Origin of the sequence: Microvirga sp. CF3016 (assembly GCF_036314085.1) — a bacterium.
In the GTDB taxonomy this organism is placed as follows: domain Bacteria; phylum Pseudomonadota; class Alphaproteobacteria; order Rhizobiales; family Beijerinckiaceae; genus Microvirga.
The window spans coordinates 223249-246588 of the sequence record NZ_JAYGGM010000009.1 but is presented as its reverse complement, the minus strand read 5'-3'; the positions used below and the strand labels follow the sequence as shown (position 1 = coordinate 246588).

Below are 23340 nucleotides of genomic sequence, written 5' to 3'. Positions count from 1 at the left end.
GTGGAACAGTCGCGCTGGCCCGCCGGAAAGCGCAGAATGCAATAAAACCGGCACGGGACAATCAGAGGGACATATAATCCGGGGCGCTTCCAGGTGCCTCGACCACGGAGGATGAAGACGATGACGAAACCCCATCCGAAAGCGTTCCTGCGCCGTGCAGGACAGCTGCTTGCGACTGCTTCGGTGGCCGCCGCAGCTCTTGCTTTCGCCAATGCCGCCTCGGCCCAGACACTCACCATCGAGAGCTGGCGCAATGACGATGCGGATGTCTGGAACACCAAGATCATTCCGGCTTTCAACAAGAAGCACCCCAACATCAAGGTGCAGTTCAAGGCCGACCCGCCGACCGAGTACAACGCCGCCCTCAACGCGCGCCTCGCCGGCGGCACGGCCGGCGACCTCATCACCTGCCGTCCCTTCGATGCCTCCCTCGATCTGTTCAAGAAGGGCAACCTGACCTCCGTCAACGACGTGAAGGGCATTGAAAATTTCTCGGACGTGGCCAAGAGCGCCTGGTCCACGGACGACGGCAAGACCACCTTCTGCATGCCGATGGCCTCGGTGATCCACGGCTTCGTCTACAACAAGGAGATCTTCGACGAGCTGAAGCTCACGCCGCCGAAGACCATGGCTGAGTTCCACGCGGTGCTGGACAAAATCAAGGCCGACGGCAAGTACACGCCGATCGCCATGGGCACGGCCGACCAGTGGGAGGCCGCCACCATGGGCTTCCAGAACATCGGTGTGAACTACTGGAAGGGCGAAGAGGGCCGCAAGGCGCTCATCGAGGGCAAGCAGAAATTCACCGATCCGGCCTATGTGGACGTGTTCAAGGAACTGGCGAGCTGGGCGCCCTACATGGGCGACGGCTACAAGTCCCAGAAATATCCCGACACGCAGAACCTGTTCACCCTCGGTCGCGCGGCGATCTACCCGGCCGGCTCCTGGGACGTGCCGATCTTCCGCAAGCAGGCTGATTTCGAGTTCGACGCCTTCGCGCCGCCCGTGGTGAAGGCCGGCGATAAGTGCTTCATCAGCGACCACACGGACATTGCGGTCGGCATCAATGCCAAGTCGAAGAATGTCGAGGCGGCCAAGACCTTCCTGTCCTGGGTGGCCTCGCCCGAATTCGCCGAGATCTACGCCAACGAGCTGCCGGGCTTCTTCCCGCTCTCCAATGCGAAGGTCGAGGTGAAGGATCCGGTGGCGGCCAAGTTCGTCGGCTGGCGCGGCACCTGCGAAAGCTCGATCCGCAACTCCTACCAGATCCTGTCCCGCGGCACGCCCAATCTCGAGAACGAGCTCTGGAACGTGAGCGCCCAGGTGATGAACGGCAGCATGAAGCCGGAAGAGGCGGCCAAGAAAGCCGAGGACGGCCTCGCCAGCTGGTACGAGCCGCACAAGAAGTAAGCGCTAAAAGCAATGAGACGGGCCGCTCATCGGAAGCGGCCCGTGCTCCTGTTCTCCTTCGGCCTGGAGCAGCATGACGGATCTTACGGCATCACAGATTCATTCGGCCGACGCGGTGCCCGCCCGCTCGCGCTTTCCTGTCCATATCGCGGTGTTCCTGGCTCCCGCCCTGGCCATTTACACCCTGTTCTCGATCTATCCGCTGATCGACACGATTCGCCTGAGCCTCTATACGGGCGACGAGACGGGAGCGCGCAGCTTCGTCGGTCTTCAGAATTTCCAGACGCTCCTGAGCGACTCCAACTGGTCGGGCCAGTTCTGGAACGCGTTCCGCAACAATCTGATCTTCTTCCTAATTCACATGGTGGTACAGAACGGCATCGGCCTGGGGCTCGCCATGCTGCTCAGCCTGCCGAGGCTCACTGGCGGCAGCGTCTACCGCACGCTCATCTTCCTGCCAACCATGCTCTCCGTGGTCATCATCGGCTTCATCTGGCAGCTCATCCTCAATCCGCTCTGGGGCATTGCGCCGAGCCTCCTGAAGGCCGTGGGCCTGGGGAGCCTGTTCGGGCCCTGGCTCGGCCAGGAATCGACCGCCCTGCTGACGGTCTCCCTCATCTCGGTCTGGCAGTTCGTCGGCATTCCCATGATGCTGATCTATGCGGCGCTCCTGAACATTCCCGACGATCTGCTCGATGCCGCCACCGTCGACGGGGCAGGCCCTTTCAGCGTGTTCTGGTTCGTGCGCCTGCCTCTGATCCTGCCGACGCTCGGCGTCGTATCGATCCTGACCTTCGTGGCCAATTTCAATGCCTTCGACCTGATCTATGCGATCAAGGGCGCGCTGGCAGGCCCGAACTTCTCCACCGACATTCTCGGCACCTTCTTCTACCGCACCTTCTTCGGGTTCCAGCTCCAGGTCGGCAGCCCGACCATGGGTGCGGCGGTGGCGACCGCCATGCTGATCATCATCCTGCTGGGCGTGCTGATCTATCTCTTCGGCGTGCAGCGGCGGCTGCAGCGGCATACCTTCTGAGGACGCCATGGGAACAACCGTTAGACCGGGCCGAATCGCCGTTCACATCGCGCTCGTCCTCTACACGATCCTGGCGCTCGGCCCGATCCTGCTCATCCTGATCAATGCCTTCAAGACCCGGCGGGCGATCTTCGCCGATCCGCTCGGCCTTCCCAACGGCCAGACATGGACGACCATCGGATTCGACCGAGTCTTCGCCAATTCAGATTTCGGGCTGTATTTCTTCAATAGCCTGACCGTGACGGTGGTCTCCCTCGTGCTGATCGTCCTCATCGGCGCGATGGCCGCCTGGGCCCTGACCGAGTACAAATTCCCCGGCAATACGCTCATCGGCCTTTATCTCGCCATCGGCATCATGGTGCCGATCCGCCTCGGCAGCGTCAGCATCCTGCGCATGATGGTGGAGCTGAATCTCGTCAACACGCTCACCGCGCTCATCCTGGTTTACGTGGCCCAGGGGCTGCCGCTCGCGATCCTCATCCTTGGCGAGTTCATCCAGCAGATCCCCAAGGATCTGCGCGATGCCGCCCGCTGCGACGGGGTGAGCGAATACAGGATCTTTGCCAGCATCATCCTGCCCCTGATCAGCCCGGCCATCGCGACCGTCGCCGTGTTCACCATGGTGCCGGTCTGGAACGATCTCTGGTTCCCGCTGATCTTGGCCCCCGGCGACGGCAAGCAGACGATCACCCTCGGCGTGCAGCAGTTCATCGGACAGTACGTGACCGACTGGAACGCGGTGCTCGCCTCGCTGACGCTGGCGATCGCGCCCGTTCTCGTCCTCTACCTTCTGTTCTCGCGCTATCTCGTGCGCGGCCTGACCGCCGGCGCCGTGAAGTGAGGTTTCATGCTTGGAATTGACCGCAATGGCTGACGTTTCCCTGCACGGTGTTGCCAAATCCTTCGGGGCGACGGAGATCCTGCGCGACATCAATCTCTCCGTCGAGGACGGAGAATTCGTCGTCTTCGTCGGCCCGTCCGGCTGCGGCAAGTCCACCCTGCTTCGCATCATCGCCGGACTGGAGACCGTGAGCGGCGGCGAGATCAGGATCGGCAGCCGGCGGGTGAACGAGCTGCCGCCGGCGGATCGCAAGATCGCCATGGTGTTCCAGTCCTACGCGCTCTACCCGCACATGAACGTCTACAAGAACATGGCCTTCGGGTTGAAATTCGCCAAGACGAACAAGGCGGAGGTGGACCGCCGGGTGCGGCAGGCGGCGGAAATCCTGAAGCTCACCCCGCTTCTCGACCGCAAGCCGCGGGAACTGTCGGGCGGACAGCGGCAGCGCGTGGCCATCGGCCGGGCCATCGTGCGCAACCCCAGCGTCTTTCTCTTCGACGAGCCGCTCTCGAACCTCGATGCGGCGCTTCGCGTCAACACGCGCCTCGAGATCGCCAAGCTCCACCGGGATCTCGGTGCGACCATGATCTACGTCACCCACGATCAGGTCGAGGCGATGACGCTCGCGTCCAAGATCGTGGTGATGAACCACGGCCGGATCGAGCAGGTGGGGGCACCGCTGGAGCTCTATCGCCATCCCCGCAACCTGTTTGTCGCCGGCTTCATCGGTTCTCCACGGATGAACTTCATCAAGGGGCAGGTTCTGCGTCTCGAAGGCAGCAACGCCACTATCGGCTTTGCCGGTACGGAAGCCATCGTGAATGTAAGGTCAGGTAGTCTCGCGGCAGGTGACCCCGTGACGGTCGGTATCAGGCCCGAGCACATGGAGGAGGGCGGCGCCGAGGCCACCTCCCTGCGCGGCACCATCGACGCCGTCGAGCAACTGGGCGAGTCGAGCTACGTCTATATGCGGCTCGCGAGCGGCGACGACGTGATCGTCCGCGCTCCCGGGGAGACCGATGCGACGCCCGGTGGTTCCTACACGGCCCATGTGCCGCCCCGGGCGCTCCATGTCTTCGATGCGGCGGGTGTTTCGGTGCTGGCGGGGCGGGGTGAGGAGTCTGATGGGTAAGCCACTCCTCTGACGTCATGGCCGGCCTTGTGCCGGCCATCCCGATACGGTGAAGCGCGGCGCCTCAAACAGTCGGGATCACCGGCACATGGCCGGTGATGACGTGCATGTGTCATAATCGCTGCATCAAATGCCTAGACACGATCCTGTTATGAATCTGAGACAGCCGCCGCGATCCTGGGCGCGAGGGCGCTGTTGAGGATGTCCGCAGGGAGCCCCAATGCTACAACCCTGCCATCTGCCACGAAGGCCATCTGGTCGGCCACATCCGCCACATCCTCGGGCGTGTGGATCGTCATGAGAACGGTGACAGGGCGGTTGCGCCGCAATGCGTCGACGAGCAGGATCATGTCGCGGCGCAAGGTGGGATCGAGGCTGCTGAAGGGCTCGTCGAGGAGGATGAGGGGACGGCCTGAGATCAGCGCACGGGCCAGTGCCACGCGCTGACGCTGCCCGCCCGACATCGTGCCCGGCTTACGCTCGTCGAAGCCTTCGAGGCCGACCGAGTCCAGCATCTCGCCCACGAGACGCTTTTCGTCTGCGCTCAACCGCAGGGACGGGCGCAGGCCGAGCGCCACGTTCTGCGCCGCGCTCAAATGCGGAAACAGGTTGTGATCCTGGAACACGATGGCGGCCGGGCGCTTGGCCGGCTCGAGCGGCAGGAGGTCCTGTCCGTTGAAGGTCAGCGTTCCGCTTTCAGGCCGTTCGAAGCCGGCGATCATATGGAGCAGGGTGGTCTTGCCGCCGCCGGACGGGCCGATGACGGCGCACAGGTTTCCCGCCGGCACGGACAGCGAATAATCAGCCGTGAAGTCGGGCCAGGTCAGGCGGCAGTTATCAATCACCAGCATGGGACAGACGACCTGAGGCGTGAGCGAGGAAAACGGCGAAGAGAACGATGACGAGGCCGATGCTCGCCGCTTCGTCGAGCCGGTAGGCGCCGAGGCGCTCGTAGAGAAGATAGGGCAGGGTGACCAGCTCCGTGCCGCCGAAAAGCGCGATGATGCCGAAATCGCCGAAGGACAGAGCCATGGCGAGGGCGAAGCCCGCCGCAAGCGGCCGCTTGAGAACCGGCCAATCCATGATGGTGAGCTTCGACCACCCGGTGATCCCGAGGGATGCCGCGACGCGGCCGTAGCGCTCCTCCGCGGTGAGGAGATGGGGCGCCACATAGCGATAAGCGAAGGGCACGGCGGCCAATCCGTTGATGAGCGGCAGCAGGATGAGACCCGCCGTCGAGGGATCGCCAAGGCGCTGGATCAGCAGGAACAGGCCTGCCGTCAGCGCGAAGGGCGGCACGGCGAGCAGCGCATCGGGCAGGAGATCGTAGAAGGCGGCGATACGCGGAGAGCGCAGAACGATGCGCCGCCGCCGCGCCGCAGAGGCTAGGGCAAGGGCCAGGAGGCATGCCAGGATGGCGGCTGCGGTCGCAATCGCCAGGCTTGTGACGAAGGCCTGGAGAAGATCCGCGTCGATCACGTCGAGCATGCTGCGAAACCCCGTCAGGATGCTGAAGGTGAGCGGCGCGATGAAGAGGGCGCTGAGGGCGAGCACCACGGCGTCGAGGAGCTTCAGGGCCTTGGTCTTCGCGTCGGGACGATGAACGAGGCTGCGGATCGTGTGACCCACCGGCGGACGCGTGAACGCCCAATGGAGCAGAGCCGTCATCGACAGGCAAATGGCGAGCTGGATCAGGGCGAGCCAGGCGACGCGGCCGAAATCGAGATCGATCTTGAGGGCTTCGAAGATCGCCACTTCCAGGATGGATCTGCTCGGTCCCCCGCCGAGCGCCAGCACGATGGCAAAGCTCTTGAAGCACATCAGGAAGATGAGGCCGGCGACCCCGGGCGTTTCCGCGCGCAGCACCGGCCAGTCGAGATGACGGAAGATCTGGAAGGGCGTGAAGCCGAAAGCAGTGGCGAGACGCCAATGCTCGGCCGGCACCTGGTTCAATCCGTCGAGCGTGATCCGCGCCACGAAAGGTCCGTTGAGGAATACGTGAGCGATGAGGATGCCGGGATAGCCGAAGATGCTGAAGCTGCCGTTCCAACCCAAAAGCGCGAGCCCTTCGGCGAGCCACCCGCTCCGGCCATAGACGGCGAAGACCGCGAAGACCGCCACGATGGTCGGCATCACCATCGTCGAACCGAGGATCGCCAGAACGATGTCGCGACCGGGAAAGCTGCGGCGCGCGAGGGCAAGCGCCAGGCCGATGCCAAGCGCGAGGGACAGCACGGTCGAAAGCGTCGCCTGGATCACCGAGAAGGCGAGCACGCGCCAGAGATAGGGACCGATGGAGAGAAGCGTCGGTGTCCCTCCATCGAAGGTCGCAAGAGCGATGAAGCCGCCCGCAACCAACCCTAAGATGGCGAAGGCCACCAGGCTTCCAGGGTGAGGCAGCTTCAGCGTCATGACGGGCTATCAGCGGGCCGTGGCGTTGAGCCAGGCATCGGTGAAGGTGCGGCGGTTCTGCTGCACCTCTTCAGGTGTGAAGAGCAGCGCCTGGCTCGGCTCGATCATGCCCTTGAGGGCGTCCGGCGTGCCGGAAGGCGGGTTCTTTGCCGGGTACATCCAGTTGGTTTCAGGGATGGCCGACTGGAACGGCTCGCTGAGGACGAAGGCCATGAACCTCTTGGCGAGGTCTGGCTGCTTCGTCGTGCGGGTCATGGCGGCCAGTTCCACGTGGAGGTAATGGCCTTCCGTGAAAGCGGCCGCCTTGTAGTTGTCCTTCTTCTCCGCGACGATGTGATAGGCCGGGGACGTGGTGTAGGACATCACCATGTCGGCCTCGCCCTTCAGGAAGAGACCGTAGGCTTCGGACCAGCCCTTGGTGAAGGTCACGATGCGGGGCTTGAGCTTGCCCCAGGCCTCGCCGGCCTTGTCGCCATAGACTTTCTGCATCCACAGCAGCAGGCCGAGGCCCGGCGCGCTGGTGCGGGGATCCTGCAGGACCACCTTCGGGCCGTTGGGATTGTCGACGAGCTCCTTCAGGCTCTTGGGCGGATTGGCGAGCTTGTTGGCGTCGTAGACGAAGGCGTAGTAGCCCCAATCGAACGGAATGAAGGTGTTGTCATTCCATTTGATAGGAAGTGTCAGATCCCTCTCATCCACTCCATGAGGGGCAAAGAGGTTGAGCGCGCGAGCCTCGGCCACGAGGTTCATGTCGAGACCGACGACTGCGTCAGCCTTGGTGTTCTCGCCTTCGAGCCGCAGGCGCCCAAGCAGGCTGCCGGCATCCTCGGCGGTGACCCAGTTCAGCTCGCAGCCGCAGGTCGCCTCGAAGCGCTCCTTGACCGGCTTGCCGGGGCCGTATTTTCCGGCAAACGAGCTGTAGGTGTAGACAGTGAGCGTCGGCTTGGACTGGGCCTGGGCGAGGCTGGTGGCGAGCCCGAGCGAAACGAGGGTGAGAAGCAGTCGGCGTAACATCTAAAGGCGCTCCCATGCATGAGGCAGACCGGACGGGCGGCGCAGAGTGCACGGGGCATAGCTTTTGTGGCGATGTCGCATGCTCATTCCCTCCGCCGGCATGACCCGGATCAGGTTCGACGGGTCGATGGCCTCGCCATCTCTCAGCCTCGTCCAGAGGCTCCCCGTGAGACGCTTTGCTTCTAGAGCACTTCCGGGGCGGCTACAAGCCGCCCCTGTCGGGCTTACTTCCGGTTGCCCTTGTCCTTGCCGTTCGCCATTGCAGCCCGGCGCAGGGCGTCGGCCAAGGCGCCGCCGGAGGCGGGGGCTTGCGGGGCCGGCTTCCGCTCGCTCTGCGCCCGGTGCTTCTGGAAAGCGGCCCGGTTATCGTCCTGGGGGCCGGCCGGCCGCCTCTCGGCCGGATCGCTCATGCGCATGGAAAGTGAGATCCGCTTTCGCGGAACGTCGACCTCGAGCACCTTCACCTTCACGATGTCGCCCGGCTTCACCACGCTGCGCGGGTCCTTCACGAAGGTGTCGGCCAGCGCCGAGATGTGGACGAGCCCGTCCTGATGAACGCCCACATCGACGAAGGCGCCAAAGGCAGCCACGTTGGTGACGACGCCCTCCAGCATCATGCCGGGTTTCAGGTCGCTGATCTTCTCCACCCCTTCCATGAAGGTGGCGGTCTTGAACTCGGGGCGCGGGTCGCGGCCGGGCTTTTCCAGCTCGCTCAGGATGTCCTTCACGGTCGGCACGCCGAACTTCTCGTCCGTGAAACTCTGCGGGTTGAGCTTCTTCAGCACGGCGCCGTTGCCGATCACGACCTTGATGTCGCTCTTCGTAGCCTCGAGAATGCGGCGCACCACCGGATAGGCTTCCGGATGGACGCCGGAGGCGTCGAGCGGATCGTCGCCGTTCGGAATGCGCAGGAAGCCCGCGGCCTGCTCGAAGGTCTTGGGACCCAGGCCTGAGACCTTGGTCAGCGCCTTGCGGGTCTTGAACGGGCCATTGGCATCTCGGTGTGAGACGATGTTCTGCGCCACCCAGTCGCCCAGGCCCGAGACGCGGGCGAGCAGCGGCGCGGAAGCCGTGTTGAGGTCGACGCCGACGGCGTTCACGCAATCCTCCACCACGGCGTCGAGGGAGCGGGAGAGTTTGTATTCGGCAAGGTCGTGCTGGTACTGCCCGACGCCGATGGACTTCGGATCGATCTTCACGAGTTCGGCCAGCGGATCCTGCAGGCGGCGCGCGATGGAGACGGCACCGCGTAAGGAAACGTCGAGATCCGGCAGCTCTTGGCTGGCATAGGCGGAGGCCGAATAGACGGAGGCGCCTGCCTCCGAGACCATGATCTTGGTGAGCTTCAGGTCCGGGTGCTTCGCCACCAATTCGCCTGCGAGCTTGTCGGTCTCGCGCGAGGCGGTGCCGTTGCCGATGGCGACGAGCTCGACCTTGTGCACGCGGCAGAGCCGGGCCAGAGAGGCGATGGATTCATCCCATTGGCGCTTCGGCTCATGCGGGTAGATGGTATCCGTTGCCACCACCTTTCCGGTCGCATCCACCACGGCCACCTTCACGCCGGTGCGGTAGCCGGGGTCGAGGCCGAGGGTCGGGCGGGCACCAGCGGGGGCAGCCAGCAACAGGTCGCGCAGGTTGCCTGCGAACACCTTCACGGCCTCGTCCTCGGCGAGCTGCCAGAGCTTCATCTTCATGTCGAGTTCGATCGAGAAGCGCAGCTTCGTGCGCCAAGCCCAGCGCACCGTCTCCAGAAGCCACTTGTCGCCGGGGCGGCCCTGGTCGACGATCCCGTAGGCAAGCGCCGTCCGACCCTCGTAGCGGCTGACATAGCCCGGCTCGCCGCTGTCCTTGTCCTCCTCCATGCGCAGATCGAGGATTTCCTCCTTTTCCCCGCGGAACAGCGCGAGGATGCGGTGGGAGGGGAGCTTCGGCAGTGGCTCGGAAAAATCGAAGTAATCGGCGAATTTTGCGCCCTCCGCCGCCTTGCCGTCTCGGACCTTGGAGGTGAGGCTCCCGCGCTCCCAATAGATCTCGCGCAGGGCGCCGAGGAGTTCCGCGTTTTCCGCGAAGCGTTCAACCAGAATTGAGCGGGCGCCCTCCAGAGCTGCCTCCGGCGTGGCGACCTCCTTGTCGGCATTCACGAAAGCGGCGGCAGCCGCCTTGGGCTCGCGGGACGGCTCGCTCAGGAGCAGGTCGGCCAAGGGCTCCAGGCCGGCCTCCTTGGCGATCTGCGCCTTGGTGCGCCGCTTGGGCTTGTAGGGAAGGTAGAGGTCTTCAAGGCGAGCCTTGGTGTCGGCGGTGTTGATCTGGAGCGCCAGTTCGTCGGTGAGCTTGCCCTGCTCGCGGATGCTATCGAGGATCGTCTTGCGGCGGTCCTCCAGCTCGCGCAGGTAGCGCAGACGCTCCTCCAGGGTGCGCAGCTGGGCATCGTCGAGGGTGCCGGTGACTTCCTTGCGGTAGCGCGCGATGAAGGGAACGGTCGAACCGCCATCCAGCAGATCGACGGCCGCCTTGACCTGCCATTCCTGAACATTCAGTTCGTTCGCGATGCGCTGACCGATGGATAGCATGGAAGTCTCCGAAAAAGGCATAAGGCGCGGCTTCTACGGTGCGGGGCGCCCCCTGGTCAACGGCTCGTCCACAGCGCCAGGGTCGCAGTGCCGTTAGGGAATTGGTCTTTTGACAATTCCGCTTGGCTTGCGAGGACTTGGCGTATAGACCGTCCGGCCCTCCCGCCCGTTTCCGAGGTCCCCATGCCCCTCTCCAACGATTTTTCCATCGGCATCGATTTCGGCACCAGCAATACGGTCGTGGCCATCGCTGGTCCGGACGGGCATGTGGAGGCTCTGACCTTCGAGCATGGAGGAGAGCGCCTCAAGGTCTATGTCACGGCCCTTTGCTTCTGGGACGAGCGGCACGGCAACGGCTTGCGCACCGAAGTCGAGGGCGGTCCCTGGGCGATCGAGCAGTTCTTGGAGGGGCTCCACGCCCACCGTTTCATTCAGTCTTTCAAAACCTTTGCGGCGAGCGCCACCTTCAAGGAAACCCGGATCTTCCGCGAACGCTACGCCTTTGAGGACCTGCTGAGCGCCTTCCTGCGCACGCTCGTGCGCCATGGCGGCTCCCGGCTGGATTGGGGTGCCCGGAACGTCATCATCGGCCGGCCGGTCCAGTTCGCCGGCTACAATCCGGACGATGCTCTCGCCATGCAGCGTTACCGGTCCGCCTTCGGCCGACTGGGGGCGGAGCAGGCCCGCTACGTCTATGAGCCGGTCGGAGCCGCCTTCTTCTACGCGCGGCAGCTCGACCACGATGCCACCGTTCTCGTGGCGGATTTCGGCGGCGGCACCAGCGACTTTTCCGTGATGCGCTTTTCCAAGACCGGTGGCGTGCTGCGCGCCGAGCCGCTGGGACATTCCGGCATCGGCCTTGCCGGTGACGCCTTCGACTACCGGATCGTCGACAAGGTCGTCTCACCTCGTCTTGGCAAGGGCGGGCTCTATCGCTCCATGGACAAGATCCTGTCGATCCCCAATCATTATTATGCGAATTTTGCACGCTGGAACCAACTGGCGATGATGAAGGGCAGCGGCGACCTGAAGGAATTGCGCGAGCTGGCCCGAGCCGCCCTCGACCCCGAGCCGCTCGAAAAATTCATCGACATCATCGAATACGATCTGGGCTTTGCCCTCTACAGAGCCGTGTCCTCGACGAAGGTCGCACTTTCGAGCCGGGAAGAAACGGATTTCCGCTTCCAGGGCGAGGGTGTCGACATTCAGGCGAGAATCACCCGGGCCGATTTCGAGACATGGATCGCCGATGACGTCGACCGGATCGCAGGAACGGTCGACGAAGCTCTGTCCAGCGCCCGTGTGAGACCGGAGGAGATCGAGCGCGTGTTCCTGACAGGCGGCACCTCTTTCGTTCCCGCCATTCGGCGCCTCTTTGTGGATCGGTTCGGCGAGACCCGGCTCACCTCTGCCGACCAGTTCGAATCCATTGCCTATGGGTTGGCCCTGATCGGGCAGACGGAGGCGCCGGACCGTTGGGCCGTCACGAATTAGGCCATACTTAAAATAAAATTACGCTTGCCGTAGGGTGACAAAGGGTTTTATTTCGCGGTGCAGCAAACGCCCCTAGAGTGGGAGCCCTCCCATGTCCCTGATCAATCCCGACGTCACCCCTGAGAAGGATTTTCCCCTTCGCGACGACATCCGGCTCCTGGGACGCATTCTCGGGGACACGATCCGCGAGCAAGAGGGCGAGGCGGCCTTCGAGATCGTGGAGCGCATCCGCCAGACCTCCATCCGGTTCCATCGAGACGAGGATGAGGCTGCCCGCCGCGAACTTGAGACGATCCTGAACAGCCTCTCGCGGGGGCGCACCAACCAGATCATCAGGGCCTACAGCTACTTCTCGCATCTGGCGAACATTGCCGAGGATCAGCACCATGTTCGCCGCTCCCGCGCCCATGCGATGGCGGGTGCCCACGCCATGACGGCTCCGGCTCCCCGCGAGGGAACGCTGGCACGGGCCCTCAAGCTCATCCAGGAGGCCGGCATCAGCCAGACAGCCCTGCAAGCCTTCTTTGCCTCCGCGCTCGTCTGCCCCGTCCTGACCGCGCATCCGACGGAGGTGCGCCGCAAGAGCACCATCGACCGAGAGATGGAGATCTCTCAGATTTTGGCTCAGCGGGATCGGCAGCAGATGACGCCGAACGAGGAGGCAGCCTGTCAGGAGGCCCTGCGCCGTGCCATCCTCACCCTCTGGCAGACGAGCATCCTGCGGCGCAACAGACTCAAGGTAATCGACGAGGTCAACAATGGCCTCTCCTACTACGACTACACCTTCTTCAAGGAGCTGCCGCGAGTCTATGCCTCCCTGGAGGACCAGCTCGCGGCCATGGATTCCTTGTGGGAGAGCGTGGAACTCCCTTCTTTCCTGCGCATGGGGAGCTGGATCGGCGGCGACCGCGACGGCAATCCCTTCGTAACGGCGGATGCCCTGCGGCAGGCCCTGCTGCTGCAGAGCAAGCATGCGCTCACCTTTTACCTGGAAGAACTCCACTGCCTGGGAGCCGAACTGTCCCTCGACGGGCGCTACGTGAATGTGTCCGACGAGGTTCAGGAGCTCGCCAAGGCCTCTCCCGATCCTTCGCCCCATCGCCAGGACGAGCCCTATCGCCGGGCGATCACGGGCATCTACGCGCGCCTTGCAGCAACCGCCGCCCGGTTGGGACACGGTGATGTGGCGCGTCATGCGGTGGGCGAGGCGCCTGCCTACGACAGGGTCGATGCGTTCGAAGGCGATCTCTCGATCCTGCACCGCTCCTTGAGCTCGAATGGATCGGGGGCCCTCGCGCGGGGCCGCCTGCGCAGGCTGCGCCGCGCCGTCAACGTGTTCGGCTTCCATCTGGCCAGCCTCGACATGCGCCAGAACTCCGACGTTCATCAGCGCGTGGTCGCCGAACTGTTCGAAAAGGCAATTCCCGGCACTGATTATGAGGGGCTTCCAGAAGAAAAGCGTGTCGCCCTGCTCCTGGAAGAGCTTCGTACCCCGCGGCTCCTCACGTCACCCTATCTCGAATACTCGGCGGAAACGGCGTCCGAGCTGGCCATCGTTCATGAAGCCGCTGAAGCTCATCGACGCTATGGCCGTGGGGCCGTGCCGAACTACGTCATCTCCAAGGCGAGCGACCCGTCCGACATTCTGGAGGTGTCCCTTCTCCTGAAGGAAGCGGGTCTGTTGCGTCCGCGCGAAGGCGAGATGGATGTGAACATCATCCCGCTCTTCGAGACCATCGCGGATCTGCGTCATTGCAGCGGCGTGATGGATGCGCTGTTTGCGCTCCCTGACTACATGCGCCTGCTGCGCAGCCGCGGTCAGGCGCAGGAGGTGATGCTCGGCTATTCCGACAGCAACAAGGACGGCGGCTTCCTTACCTCGGGCTGGGAACTCTACAAGGCCGAGATCGAGCTGATCGACGTGTTCAAGCGCCACGGCGTTGCCTTGCGCCTCTTCCATGGTCGCGGTGGATCCGTGGGCCGCGGCGGGGGGCCGAGCTATCAGGCAATCCTGGCGCAGCCGGGCGGGGCCGTGCAGGGCGCCATCCGCATCACGGAACAGGGCGAGGTCATCGCGGGCAAGTACTCGAATCCGGATCTGGGCCGACGCAATCTCGAAATCCTTGCGGCGGCGACCTTGGAGGCATCCCTGCTCCATTCCGGCCAGCCTGCGCCGCGCGAGGAATATCTGAAGGCCATGGAGGAGCTCTCGAACAGCGCCTTCAAGGCCTACCGCGCCCTCGTCTACGAGACCGAAGGTTTCGAGCGCTATTTCTGGGAATCCACGGTGATCGGCGAGATTGCCAATCTGAACATCGGCAGCCGCCCGGCCTCTCGCACCAATTCGCGGCGCATCGAGGATCTGCGCGCCATTCCCTGGGTGTTCGGCTGGGCGCAGTGCCGCCTCATGTTGCCCGGCTGGTACGGATTTGGCTCCGCAGTCAATGAATGGCTCGACAAGTGCCCCGACACCGGCTTGCCGCTGCTGCAGGAGATGTATCGGGAGTGGCCCTTCTTTCAGGCGCTGCTCTCGAACATGGACATGGTGCTGGCCAAGAGCAACATCGCCATCGCCTCACGTTATGCAGACCTCGTCGAGGACGACGGCTTGCGCGAAGCCATTTTCCCGCGTCTGCGCCGCGAATGGGAGTATTCGATCAGGCAACTGCTTGCCATCATGCAGCAGCAATCCCTGCTCGACTCCAACCCGCTCCTGGCGCGATCGATCCGCAACCGCTTCCCTTACCTCGACCCGTTGAACCACCTGCAGATCGAATTGTTGAAGCGTCACCGTTCCGGCGATGCGGACGAGCAGGTCGTGCAGGGCATTCATCTCTCCATCAACGGCATCGCGGCAGGCCTGCGCAACAGCGGCTAAGGTCTTTGAAATATAGTTGCGGAACCGAGCCGCGCCGGTTCGGTTGAAGCTGAGAGGATGTGCCCGTCTGCGGGCACGACCCTGTCATGCCAATCGAGGGGAGCGTCATGTCTCGTGGTGACAAGTCTGCTTATACCGACAAGCAGAAGCGCAAGGCCGAGTATATTGAGGAATCCTATGAGAGCCGCGGCCTGTCGGAAAAAGAAGCCGAGCGGCGTGCCTGGGCCACCGTCAACAAGCAGGACGGCGGTGGAAAGAAGGGCGGTTCCGGCCACAAGTAAACATAGTGAGCGGACAGCCGCTAGGGTAGTGCGCCAGGCGGAAAGCGGGTGTAAGGAGGGGGCCTGATCTCTCTTGCCCGTTTTGTCCAGGAGGAAGCCTTGCTCACGAGTTCCGCCGCCGGCGTCTATGTCATCTGTCCCACGCCGTTCGAGAGCGACGGGCGGGTGGATGTCGCCTCGACCGACCGGATGGTCGAGGCCTATCTGAAAGCCGGCGCCACCGGGCTGACGATTCTCGGCATCATGGGCGAAGCGCCCAAGCTGACTGCAGATGAGGCGCTGGCCTTCGCCCGCCAAGTGATCGCCACAGTGGCGGGTCGCGTTCCGGTCATCGTCGGAGTGTCGGCCGCCGGCTTTGCGGCCATGGCGGGCCTGTCGTCCAAGGTGATGGATGCGGGCGCCGCCGGTGTGATGATCGCGCCGCCCTCAACCCTGAAAACCGACGACCAGATCGTCTCCTATTATGCCGATGCGGTGGAGGCCATTGGCACGGACGTGCCGTGGGTGATCCAGGATTACCCCCTCACCACCAATGTGGTCATGACGCCGAAGGTGATCATGCGGATCATCGAGCAGAGCCCCTCCTGCGTGATGCTCAAGCACGAGGATTGGCCGGGCCTCGACAAGATCACGACGCTGCGCCGCGCGAGCGATGCCGGTCAGGTGCGTCGCGTGTCCATTCTCTGCGGCAATGGCGGCATGTTCCTTCCCTTCGAGATGGAGCGTGGCGCCGATGGCGCGATGACCGGCTATGCCTATCCCGAAATGCTGGTTGGCGTGGTCGATCTCATCAACCAGGGCAAGCGGAAGGAGGCGCACGATCTCTTCGACCGGCACTTGCCGCTGGTGCGCTACGAGACGCAGCCGGGTGTGGGCCTTGCCGTGCGCAAATATGTCCTGAAGCGGCGCGGCATCATTGCATCCGACACGCTGCGCAAGCCCGGGCCGAAGCTGAGCCCGGAAACCATTGCCGATATCGAATGGCTGATGGAGCGCATCGAGCGCTCTTAAATCGAACAAGGGGAGTTTTCACGTATGGAAACAGGGTTGAAGGGAAAGCGCGCGCTCGTGCTCGGCGCGAGCAAGGGCTTGGGCTTCGGCATCGCTCAGGGCCTAGCTGATGAGGGCGCGCGTGTCGCCATCGCCAGCCGCACGATGGAAGGATCGAAGGCGGCCGCCGACAAGATCGGCAGGGACGTTCTGCCCTTCATCTGCGACACCGGCAAGGTCGATCAGGTCGATGCGCTGGTCAAGGATGTGGCGGACGCTCTCGGCGGCGTCGACATCCTCGTGCTCAACAGCGGCGGCCCGCCGCCCGGCAAGGCGCAAGGGGTATCGTCCGATCAATGGCGCCAGTCGTTTGAAGCCATGTTCGTCAATCTCGTGCGGATTGCCGACCAGCTTCTCCCCAGCATGATGGAGCGCAAGTTCGGCCGCATCATTTCCGTGATCTCCTCCGGGGTGATCCAGCCGATCCCGAATCTTGCGATCTCCAATGCCATCCGGCCGGCGCTCGTGGGCTGGGGCAAGACGCTGGCGAGCGAAGTGGCGTCCTCGGGCGTCACCGTGAACGCCATTGCGCCGGGCCGCATCGCCACCGATCGCCTGAAGCAGCTCGATGCCGCCAATGCGGAGCGCACCGGCCGCTCGGTGGAGGATGTGGCGACAGCGGCCCGGACGGGCATTCCGGCAGGCCGTTACGGCGAGATCGAGGAATTTGCGGCGGCAGCCGTCTTCCTCGCAAGCGAGAAGGCCTCCTTCATGACGGGTGGGATCCTGCGCGTCGATGGCGGGCAGATTTCGTCCACGACCTGAGCCGGATTCGACGCAAAGGTGAGGCGGGAAGCCGCCTCACCCCATTCAAGTGATGATTCCCGCCCAATACAGACCAATCCCAGCGGCGGATGTTGCTGCCAGCGTCGGGAGCATCCCGACCTTGAAGCGCAGCATGACGATGATGGCGGCACCTGCGAGCAGCAGCGCCCATCCGTTGACGCTCCCCCATTCCGGGGCATCGAACCTGAACGGTCCCCAGTCCACTGCGTGAACGCTGCCGAAGATCGTGTGGATGCCGAACCAGATGGCAAGATTCAGGATCACGCCGACCACGGCGGCCGTGATGGCCGTGAGTGCACCGCTCAAGGCCCGGTTCCCGCGCAGGATCTCGATGTAGGGCGCGCCCAGAAAGATCCAGAGAAAGCACGGCGCAAAGGTCACCCATGTGGCGAGGAGTCCACCCAAGGTGCCGGCCAGCAGCGGGTCGAGCACGCCGGCTTCCCGGAACGCCGCCATGAACCCCACGAACTGCAGCACCATGATCAATGGTCCCGGCGTGGTCTCGGCCATGCCGAGACCATCGAGCATCTCGCCAGGCTGCAGCCAGCCATAGGTTTCCACCGCCTGCTGGGCCACATAGGCCAGAACCGCGTAGGCTCCGCCGAAGGTGACCATCGCCATCTTGGAAAAGAAGAGCGCGATCTGGCTGAAAACGTCGTCGCGCCCGAGGATCAGCAGGAGCGCAGACACCGGTGCCAGCCAGAGCGTCAGCCAGGTTGCCGCGACGCGCACACTTCGTCCGAAGTTTGGAGCGGCATGAGCGGGAAGATGCTCACCCAGGAGATTGTCGCCCTGGGCGTCATTGCCATGCCCCCCGGCCTGGAACTGCGGGAGATCCGCTCGGCCGCCGAAAAAGCCGATCAGCCCGGCCACGAGAATGATCAGTGGAAATGGTGCGTCGAGAAAGAAGATCGCCACGAAGGCTGCCGCGGCGATCCCGATCAGAATGCGGTTCTTCAGCGCCCGCTTGCCAATCCGTATCACGGCTTCGAGCACGATGGCGAGCACGGCGGCCTTCAGGCCGAAGAAGAGGGCCGCAACGATGCCGATCTTGCCATAGAGGGCATAGATCCAGCTCAGACCCATGATGGCGATGATGCCCGGCAGGATGAACAGCCCGCCGGCTAAGAGGCCGCCGAGGGTGCGATGCATGAGCCAGCCCACATACGTGGCGAGCTGCTGGGCTTCCGGGCCCGGCAGCAGCATGCAGTAGTTGAGGGCGTGAAGAAAGCGGCCTTCGGAGATCCAGCGTTTTTCCTCGACCAGGATCCGGTGCATCACGGCGATCTGTCCGGCCGGCCCGCCGAAACTGAGTGCCGCGATACGCAGCCAAACACGGAAGGCCTCGCTCATGGGAACACCATGATCGGGCATGGTCCGTGCGACGCGCTCGTTTGAGGGCCGAAGAGTCTCGCTCACGTCACGGCCCCGGCTTTTTCGAGGGCCAGTTATGCGTCTCATCAGTCGCATCGCGGCACCAGCGGTAGAAGGCGTCGTAGAGCAGGAGCCCGGCCTCAAGCTGAGCGAGATCGTCCGCATACATCCGCGATAATCCCAGTGAGGCGGCGAGCAGCCCGGGCACTTCCGGCGCCAGATCGGGCCGGGCCGTATCGGCTCCCCTGACGATGGTGGCGAGGCGTCTCAGAGGTTCGGTGGTAAGACCGAACTCCTCGACCATGACATCGAAGGTGCACAATTCGCCACGGTGGCTCCAGAAGATGCCGTCGCCTTCGATGTCGAATGGGGTCGCTGTGAAGCGTTCCGCCACCCCCGGAACCTCGGAGGTCGGGACGAACAGGAAGACGGCCCCGGGATCGACGAAGCGACGGATCAGCCAAGGACAGGCAATCCGGTCTATCTTGGGCCGGGAACGCGTGACCCAAACCGTCCGCCCCTGCCGGTCGCGAGGCGGAATTCGGTCTGCCGGGACCATAGGCAATCCGGCCTGTGCCCAGGCCAGCGTTCCGCCATCGAGGGAATCAGCCGATAGTCCAGAATGGCGGAGCCAGGCCGCCACCCCATGGCTGAGCTTTAGGCCTTTGTGGCAGATCACCACAACAGGCTGGCCGCCAAGTTCGCACGACCAGTCAGTGACGGCATCGAATGGTCGGCGCCTGGAGCCCGGGATCAGGCGGGGATCTCCCGCGAAATCCTCATCGGTGCGTACATCGATGAGCAAGGGGCATCTCGGGGTGCCGATCAGGCGCGCGAGTTTTTCAGGGGAGATGGTGTTGAATGACGACATGATGCATCCGTAACGGTTCAGAGCGGATGCGATGCTTGAGCATGTCGCCTCGTGGGGAGATCGCAATCCCCATGACGTCGATCACAATCCAAGCCTGTCGTTTTGTCAATTCAATTCAACAGAGATCCGCAGGATTAGAAATCCGGCTCGTTATCCCTTTCCAGGGTCTGAACGACGAGCCCATTGCCGATCAGGGCTTGCCACACATCCTCTGCTGTCTCGGCGAAATTCACGAGCTTGCGGTTGTGCTCGCTTACCATGCCGTGCTCAAGCAGGGCATCGAACTTGATGACCGATTGCCAATAGGCCTTGTCGAAGAGCACGATCGGAAGAGGAGGGGCCTTGCCGGTCTGGCGAAGGGTCAGGATCTCGAACAATTCGTCCAGGGTGCCGAATCCGCCGGGAAACACCACAAGGGCATTGGCCCGCATCGCCAGGTGCATCTTGCGCATGGCGAAGTAGTGGAAGCGGAACGTGAGGTCCGGGGTTGAATAGGCATTGGGCTCCTGCTCGTGTGGCAGGGTGATGTTGAAGCCGATGGAGGGAGCGCCGACATCGTAGGCGCCTCTGTTGGCCGCCTCCATGATGCCGGGGCCGCCGCCCGTGGCGATCACGTTGTCCCGGGTGCCGCTGGTGACGGTCAGTGCTCCGCCCCGCTGCGACGCGAGGGCCCCGAAGGCACGGGCCTGCTCGTACCAGAACGGGTGCTTTCCGGGCCCATTCTCATGGATGCGAGCGCTGCCGAAGACCACGATCGTGGAGCGCACCCCCCAGGTTCGCAGACTTTCCTCCGCCTTGGCGTATTCCAGCATGAACCGGACGCCGCGCATGGAATCGCCCAGAAGGAAATCCTGATCCATCGCGGCCAGCCGATAGGAGGGCGAGTTGAGACTTGCTGCATTCGAAGGTTTGCCGTCGGCCATGGAAATAAGACTCCTTTCACTCGGGCTGCAAAAAGCACATTTTCGACGCCGGGCTAACCCGGTGCTGGAGCATAACCTTCAGAGGTCCACCGATTCGAATGCTCATGGCCTCACGGGAGGGCTTTCATTGTAGCGCGGCGCAACGGAGCACGAGCCGGCCTTGTTCCGACCTTTCCCCGATTGATGCCAGGGAAAGTCATTTTCCCTATAGCCGCTCGCGCTCTGGTGGCTATATCAAGGGCGCACAAGTTGAAGGGGCGGAAAACGGCCCCTAACAGGAAGCGAGCGCCAGCCGATGGACCAACTGTCTTCGACGAACCTAGCCCGAATTCTGCCAGCCGATGGTTTCCAAGGAGCCCTCGTCGGGCGCGTCTGGCGCCCCGGCATCGGACCGTCCGTGGTTGCGGTGCGGGAGGAAGGTCTCTTCGATATTTCCACGACCTGTTCCACCGTGAGCAGCCTTGCGGCGATGGAGGATCCTGCGCGGGTGGTGAAGACCGCGCAGGGCGAGAGGATCGGCTCCATCGAGGACATCCTGGGCAACACCGCGCCGGATGGCCGCGATCCGTCGAAACCCTGGCTGCTGGCGCCCATCGATCTTCAGGTCATCAAGGCAGCCGGCGTCACCTTTGCGGTCTCCATGCTGGAGCGTGTCATCGAGGAGCGGGCGCGGGGCGATGCGAGTGCCGCTGCCGCCATCAGGGCCGAAGTTCTGCGCCTCGTCGGGGACGATCTCAGCCGTCTCAAACCCGGATCTCCTGAGGCCATGGCCCTGAAGGAGGTTCTCGTCGCGCAAGGCGCCTGGAGCCAGTATCTCGAAGTCGGGATTGGCCCCGATGCTGAGGTTTTCACCAAGGCTCCGACCCTGTCGGCTGTCGGCGCCTTCATGGATGCGGGCCTGCACCCCAAATCGACCTGGAACAATCCCGAGCCCGAGGTGGTGGTCATCGTGACCGCTGAAGGAAAGATCGTCGGCGCCACTCTCGGCAACGACGTCAACCTGCGCGATTTCGAAGGGCGTTCGGCTCTGCTCCTGTCGAAGGCGAAGGACAACAATGCATCCTGTTCCGTTGGGCCGTTCATCCGGTTCTTCGACGACACCTTCTCCCTCGACGACGTGCGCCAAACCACGGTGACGCTGACGGTGGAAGGCGAGGACGGCTTCAAGCTCGAAGGCTCTTCGTCGATCACGAAGATCAGCCGTGATCCGGAAGACCTTGTGGCCCAGACCATTGGTCCCCACCATCAATACCCGGACGGGTTTGCGCTGTTTCTCGGAACGATGTTCGCTCCCACGCAGGATCGGGATGAGGCCGGCATGGGCTTTACCCACAAGCGGGGCGACATCGTCACTATCGCGGCGCCCAAGCTTGGAGCGCTGGTGAACCGCATGAAGTCCAGCTCCGAGTGCGAGCCATGGACCTTCGGTATCGGCGCTTTCATGTCCAACCTGGCCCAACGGGGCCTCATCAACACCAGACAGGCAGGTTAACGATGACGAAGAACTATATCGCGGGCGAGTGGCTCTCGGCCACGGAAGCATCGGCGAACATCAACCCGTCCAACACCAACGACGTGGTGGGGGAGTATGCCCGCGCGTCCGCAGCCGAGGCCGAGCGTGCGATCGCTGCCGCTTACGATGCTTTCCCGGCCTGGTCGCGTTCGTCGATCCAGCAGCGCCACGACATTCTCAAGGCGGTCGGCGACGAGATCCTCGCCCGCAAGGAGGAACTCGGCCGCCTCCTCTCGCGCGAGGAGGGCAAGACCCTGCCGGAAGGCATCGGCGAGGTGACCCGGGCCGGCCAGATCTTCCTCTTCTTCTCCGGCGAGTGCCTGCGCATGGCCGGCGAGAAGGTGCCGTCCGTGCGGCCCTTCATCGACGTGGAAATCACCCGCGAACCGGTGGGCGTCGTCGGCCTGATCACTCCCTGGAATTTCCCGATTGCCATTCCCGCGTGGAAAATCGCGCCCGCGCTCGCCTACGGCAATACCGTGGTGTTCAAGCCCGCGGACCTCGTGCCGGGTTCGGCCCATGCCCTGTCCGAGATCATCATCCGGGCCGGCGTGCCGGCCGGTGTGTTCAATCTGGTGATGGGCCGCGGCTCGGTGGTCGGCGAGGCGATGCTGCAGAGCCCCAAGGTCTCCGCCATCTCCTTCACCGGCTCGGTACCGACGGGACGCAAAGTGGCCCAGACCTGCATCACGGCCGATCCCATGAAGAAGGTCCAGCTCGAGATGGGCGGCAAGAACCCGATGGTGGTTCTCGACGACGCCGACCTGAAGGTGGCGGTGGAATGCGCGGTCAACAGCGCCTTCTTCTCCACCGGCCAGCGCTGCACGGCTTCCTCGCGCCTGATCGTGACCGAGGGCATTCACGACCAGTTTGTGGCCGCCATGCAGGAGCGCATGCAGGGGCTCGTCATCGATGATGCCCTGAAGGCCGGAACCCATATCGGCCCGGTGGTGGATCAAAGCCAGCTGGATCAGGATCTGAAATACATCCGCATCGGCCAGGAGGAAGGCGCCAAGCTGGTGGCGGGCGGCGAGCTCCTGAAGCGGGATGCTCCGGGCTTCTATCTGGCGCCCGCGCTGTTCACGGAGGTGAGCAACCAGATGAGGGTGGCGCGCGAGGAGATCTTCGGGCCGGTCGCCACCGTGACCAGGGCGAGGGACTATGACGAGGCGCTGGAGCTTGCCAACGACACACCGTTCGGTCTGTCGTCCGGCATCTGCACCACGAGCCTCAAATATGCCTCGCACTTCAAGCGCAATGCGGAGGCCGGCATGGTGATGGTGAACCTGCCGACCGCAGGTGTCGATTACCATGTGCCGTTCGGCGGCCGGAAGAGTTCGTCCTACGGTCCGCGGGAGCAGGGCCGCTATGCGCAGGAGTTCTACACCACGGTGAAGACCGCCTACACCTTCGACGGCAACGGACCCTACGTGCCGAAGACCAAATCGAGCGAGTAACTCCATTACGCTTGTGCGTCGCATGCTCTCAGCATTCTCAATTGTGAGATGCTGAGAGCATGAACTTATGTAATGGCTGAACACGCGAGAGCGACAATTCTGCCGTGCGAAGCGGCATCTGTTTCACAATCACATCATGTCAGCAGCAACTCACGCTTCTTGACATTAACTTTATCGACAAAACCCAGGCGGCATTTGGCCCTATCCATTGATCTTTGCCATGGGAACGCCATCATAGGCTTCCAAGAGGACTTGTTCTTACAGGCTCGAACTCCTGCAGCGGCAAACATTGTTGCGA

The 23340-nt window shown here is 63.4% G+C and carries 18 protein-coding genes and 1 riboswitch; of the genes, 11 read left to right on the top strand and 7 right to left on the bottom strand.

What is annotated here, in order from left to right:
• Nucleotides 1–120: 120 nt before the first annotated feature.
• The 4 genes from VB672_RS15430 to VB672_RS15415 all read left to right on the top strand — a co-directional run bounded on the left by VB672_RS15430 (nt 121) and on the right by VB672_RS15415 (nt 4419).
• Nucleotides 121–1410 (top strand): ABC transporter substrate-binding protein, encoded by a 1290-nt coding sequence (locus VB672_RS15430; protein WP_329785081.1) that lies wholly within the window; start codon nt 121–123, stop codon nt 1408–1410.
• A gap of 73 nt (nt 1411–1483) precedes the next feature.
• Complete coding sequence (locus VB672_RS15425) at nt 1484–2446, top strand: carbohydrate ABC transporter permease (protein ID WP_329785080.1); 963 nt, start codon at nt 1484–1486, stop codon at nt 2444–2446.
• A gap of 7 nt (nt 2447–2453) precedes the next feature.
• Nucleotides 2454–3287 carry a carbohydrate ABC transporter permease gene (locus VB672_RS15420; protein ID WP_329785079.1) on the top strand — a complete coding sequence of 278 codons (834 nt, stop codon included), beginning with the start codon at nt 2454–2456 and terminating at the stop codon, nt 3285–3287.
• Between the two features lie 25 nt (nt 3288–3312).
• Nucleotides 3313–4419 (top strand): ABC transporter ATP-binding protein, encoded by a 1107-nt coding sequence (locus tag VB672_RS15415; protein WP_329785078.1) that lies wholly within the window; start codon nt 3313–3315, stop codon nt 4417–4419.
• A gap of 149 nt (nt 4420–4568) precedes the next feature.
• Here the strand turns inward: VB672_RS15415 and VB672_RS15410 are convergent, their stop codons facing one another.
• From VB672_RS15410 to VB672_RS15395, 4 genes are all read right to left on the bottom strand, one after another.
• Nucleotides 4569–5270 carry a thiamine ABC transporter ATP-binding protein gene (locus tag VB672_RS15410; RefSeq protein ID WP_329785077.1) on the bottom strand — a complete coding sequence of 234 codons (702 nt, stop codon included), beginning with the start codon at nt 5268–5270 and terminating at the stop codon, nt 4569–4571.
• Complete coding sequence (locus VB672_RS15405) at nt 5257–6831, bottom strand: ABC transporter permease subunit (protein WP_329785076.1); 1575 nt, start codon at nt 6829–6831, stop codon at nt 5257–5259. The genes VB672_RS15410 and VB672_RS15405 overlap by 14 nt, the downstream gene beginning before the upstream one ends.
• 9 nt (nt 6832–6840) lie before the next feature.
• Nucleotides 6841–7845 carry a thiamine ABC transporter substrate binding subunit gene (gene thiB / locus VB672_RS15400; RefSeq protein WP_329785075.1) on the bottom strand — a complete coding sequence of 335 codons (1005 nt, stop codon included), beginning with the start codon at nt 7843–7845 and terminating at the stop codon, nt 6841–6843.
• A 69-nt stretch (nt 7846–7914) separates the two neighbouring features.
• Nucleotides 7915–8022: riboswitch (TPP riboswitch) on the bottom strand.
• A gap of 47 nt (nt 8023–8069) precedes the next feature.
• Nucleotides 8070–10415, bottom strand: coding sequence for a Tex family protein (locus VB672_RS15395; protein ID WP_329785074.1), 2346 nt, complete (start codon nt 10413–10415; stop codon nt 8070–8072).
• Between the two features lie 183 nt (nt 10416–10598).
• On the opposite strand from VB672_RS15395, the gene VB672_RS15390 reads away from it, so the two are divergent.
• The 5 genes from VB672_RS15390 to VB672_RS15370 all read left to right on the top strand — a co-directional run bounded on the left by VB672_RS15390 (nt 10599) and on the right by VB672_RS15370 (nt 16883).
• On the top strand, nt 10599–11909 hold the full coding sequence (locus tag VB672_RS15390; RefSeq protein WP_329785073.1) for an Hsp70 family protein: 1311 nt from the start codon (nt 10599–10601) through the stop codon (nt 11907–11909).
• Nucleotides 11910–12000: 91 nt separating this feature from the next.
• Nucleotides 12001–14787, top strand: coding sequence for a phosphoenolpyruvate carboxylase (gene ppc / locus VB672_RS15385; protein ID WP_329785072.1), 2787 nt, complete (start codon nt 12001–12003; stop codon nt 14785–14787).
• A gap of 107 nt (nt 14788–14894) precedes the next feature.
• Nucleotides 14895–15068 carry a hypothetical protein gene (locus tag VB672_RS15380; protein ID WP_442932065.1) on the top strand — a complete coding sequence of 58 codons (174 nt, stop codon included), beginning with the start codon at nt 14895–14897 and terminating at the stop codon, nt 15066–15068.
• 99 nt (nt 15069–15167) lie between these two features.
• Nucleotides 15168–16079 (top strand): dihydrodipicolinate synthase family protein, encoded by a 912-nt coding sequence (locus VB672_RS15375; protein WP_329785071.1) that lies wholly within the window; start codon nt 15168–15170, stop codon nt 16077–16079.
• 24 nt (nt 16080–16103) lie between these two features.
• A complete protein-coding gene (locus VB672_RS15370; protein ID WP_329785070.1) occupies nt 16104–16883 on the top strand; it encodes an SDR family oxidoreductase in 780 nt (259 codons plus the stop codon).
• A 45-nt stretch (nt 16884–16928) separates the two neighbouring features.
• On the opposite strand, the gene chrA is transcribed toward VB672_RS15370, so the two are convergent.
• From chrA to VB672_RS15355, 3 genes are all read right to left on the bottom strand, one after another.
• The gene (gene chrA, locus VB672_RS15365; protein ID WP_329785104.1) at nt 16929–18278 is read right to left on the bottom strand and encodes a chromate efflux transporter; all 1350 of its coding nucleotides are present in this window, start codon (nt 18276–18278) and stop codon (nt 16929–16931) included.
• Between the two features lie 46 nt (nt 18279–18324).
• Complete coding sequence (locus VB672_RS15360; RefSeq protein ID WP_329785069.1) at nt 18325–19149, bottom strand: sulfurtransferase/chromate resistance protein; 825 nt, start codon at nt 19147–19149, stop codon at nt 18325–18327.
• Nucleotides 19150–19283: 134 nt separating this feature from the next.
• Nucleotides 19284–20072, bottom strand: coding sequence for a TIGR00730 family Rossman fold protein (locus tag VB672_RS15355; protein ID WP_329785068.1), 789 nt, complete (start codon nt 20070–20072; stop codon nt 19284–19286).
• Between the two features lie 295 nt (nt 20073–20367).
• Here VB672_RS15355 and VB672_RS15350 point away from each other — a divergent pair, with 295 nt between their 5' ends.
• Together VB672_RS15350 and VB672_RS15345 are read left to right on the top strand one after the other, a co-directional pair.
• Nucleotides 20368–21564: a fumarylacetoacetate hydrolase family protein gene (locus VB672_RS15350; protein ID WP_329785067.1), complete on the top strand. Its 1197-nt coding sequence runs from the start codon at nt 20368–20370 to the stop codon at nt 21562–21564.
• A gap of 2 nt (nt 21565–21566) precedes the next feature.
• Nucleotides 21567–23042 carry an aldehyde dehydrogenase family protein gene (locus VB672_RS15345; protein ID WP_329785066.1) on the top strand — a complete coding sequence of 492 codons (1476 nt, stop codon included), beginning with the start codon at nt 21567–21569 and terminating at the stop codon, nt 23040–23042.
• Nucleotides 23043–23340 lie beyond the last annotated feature (298 nt).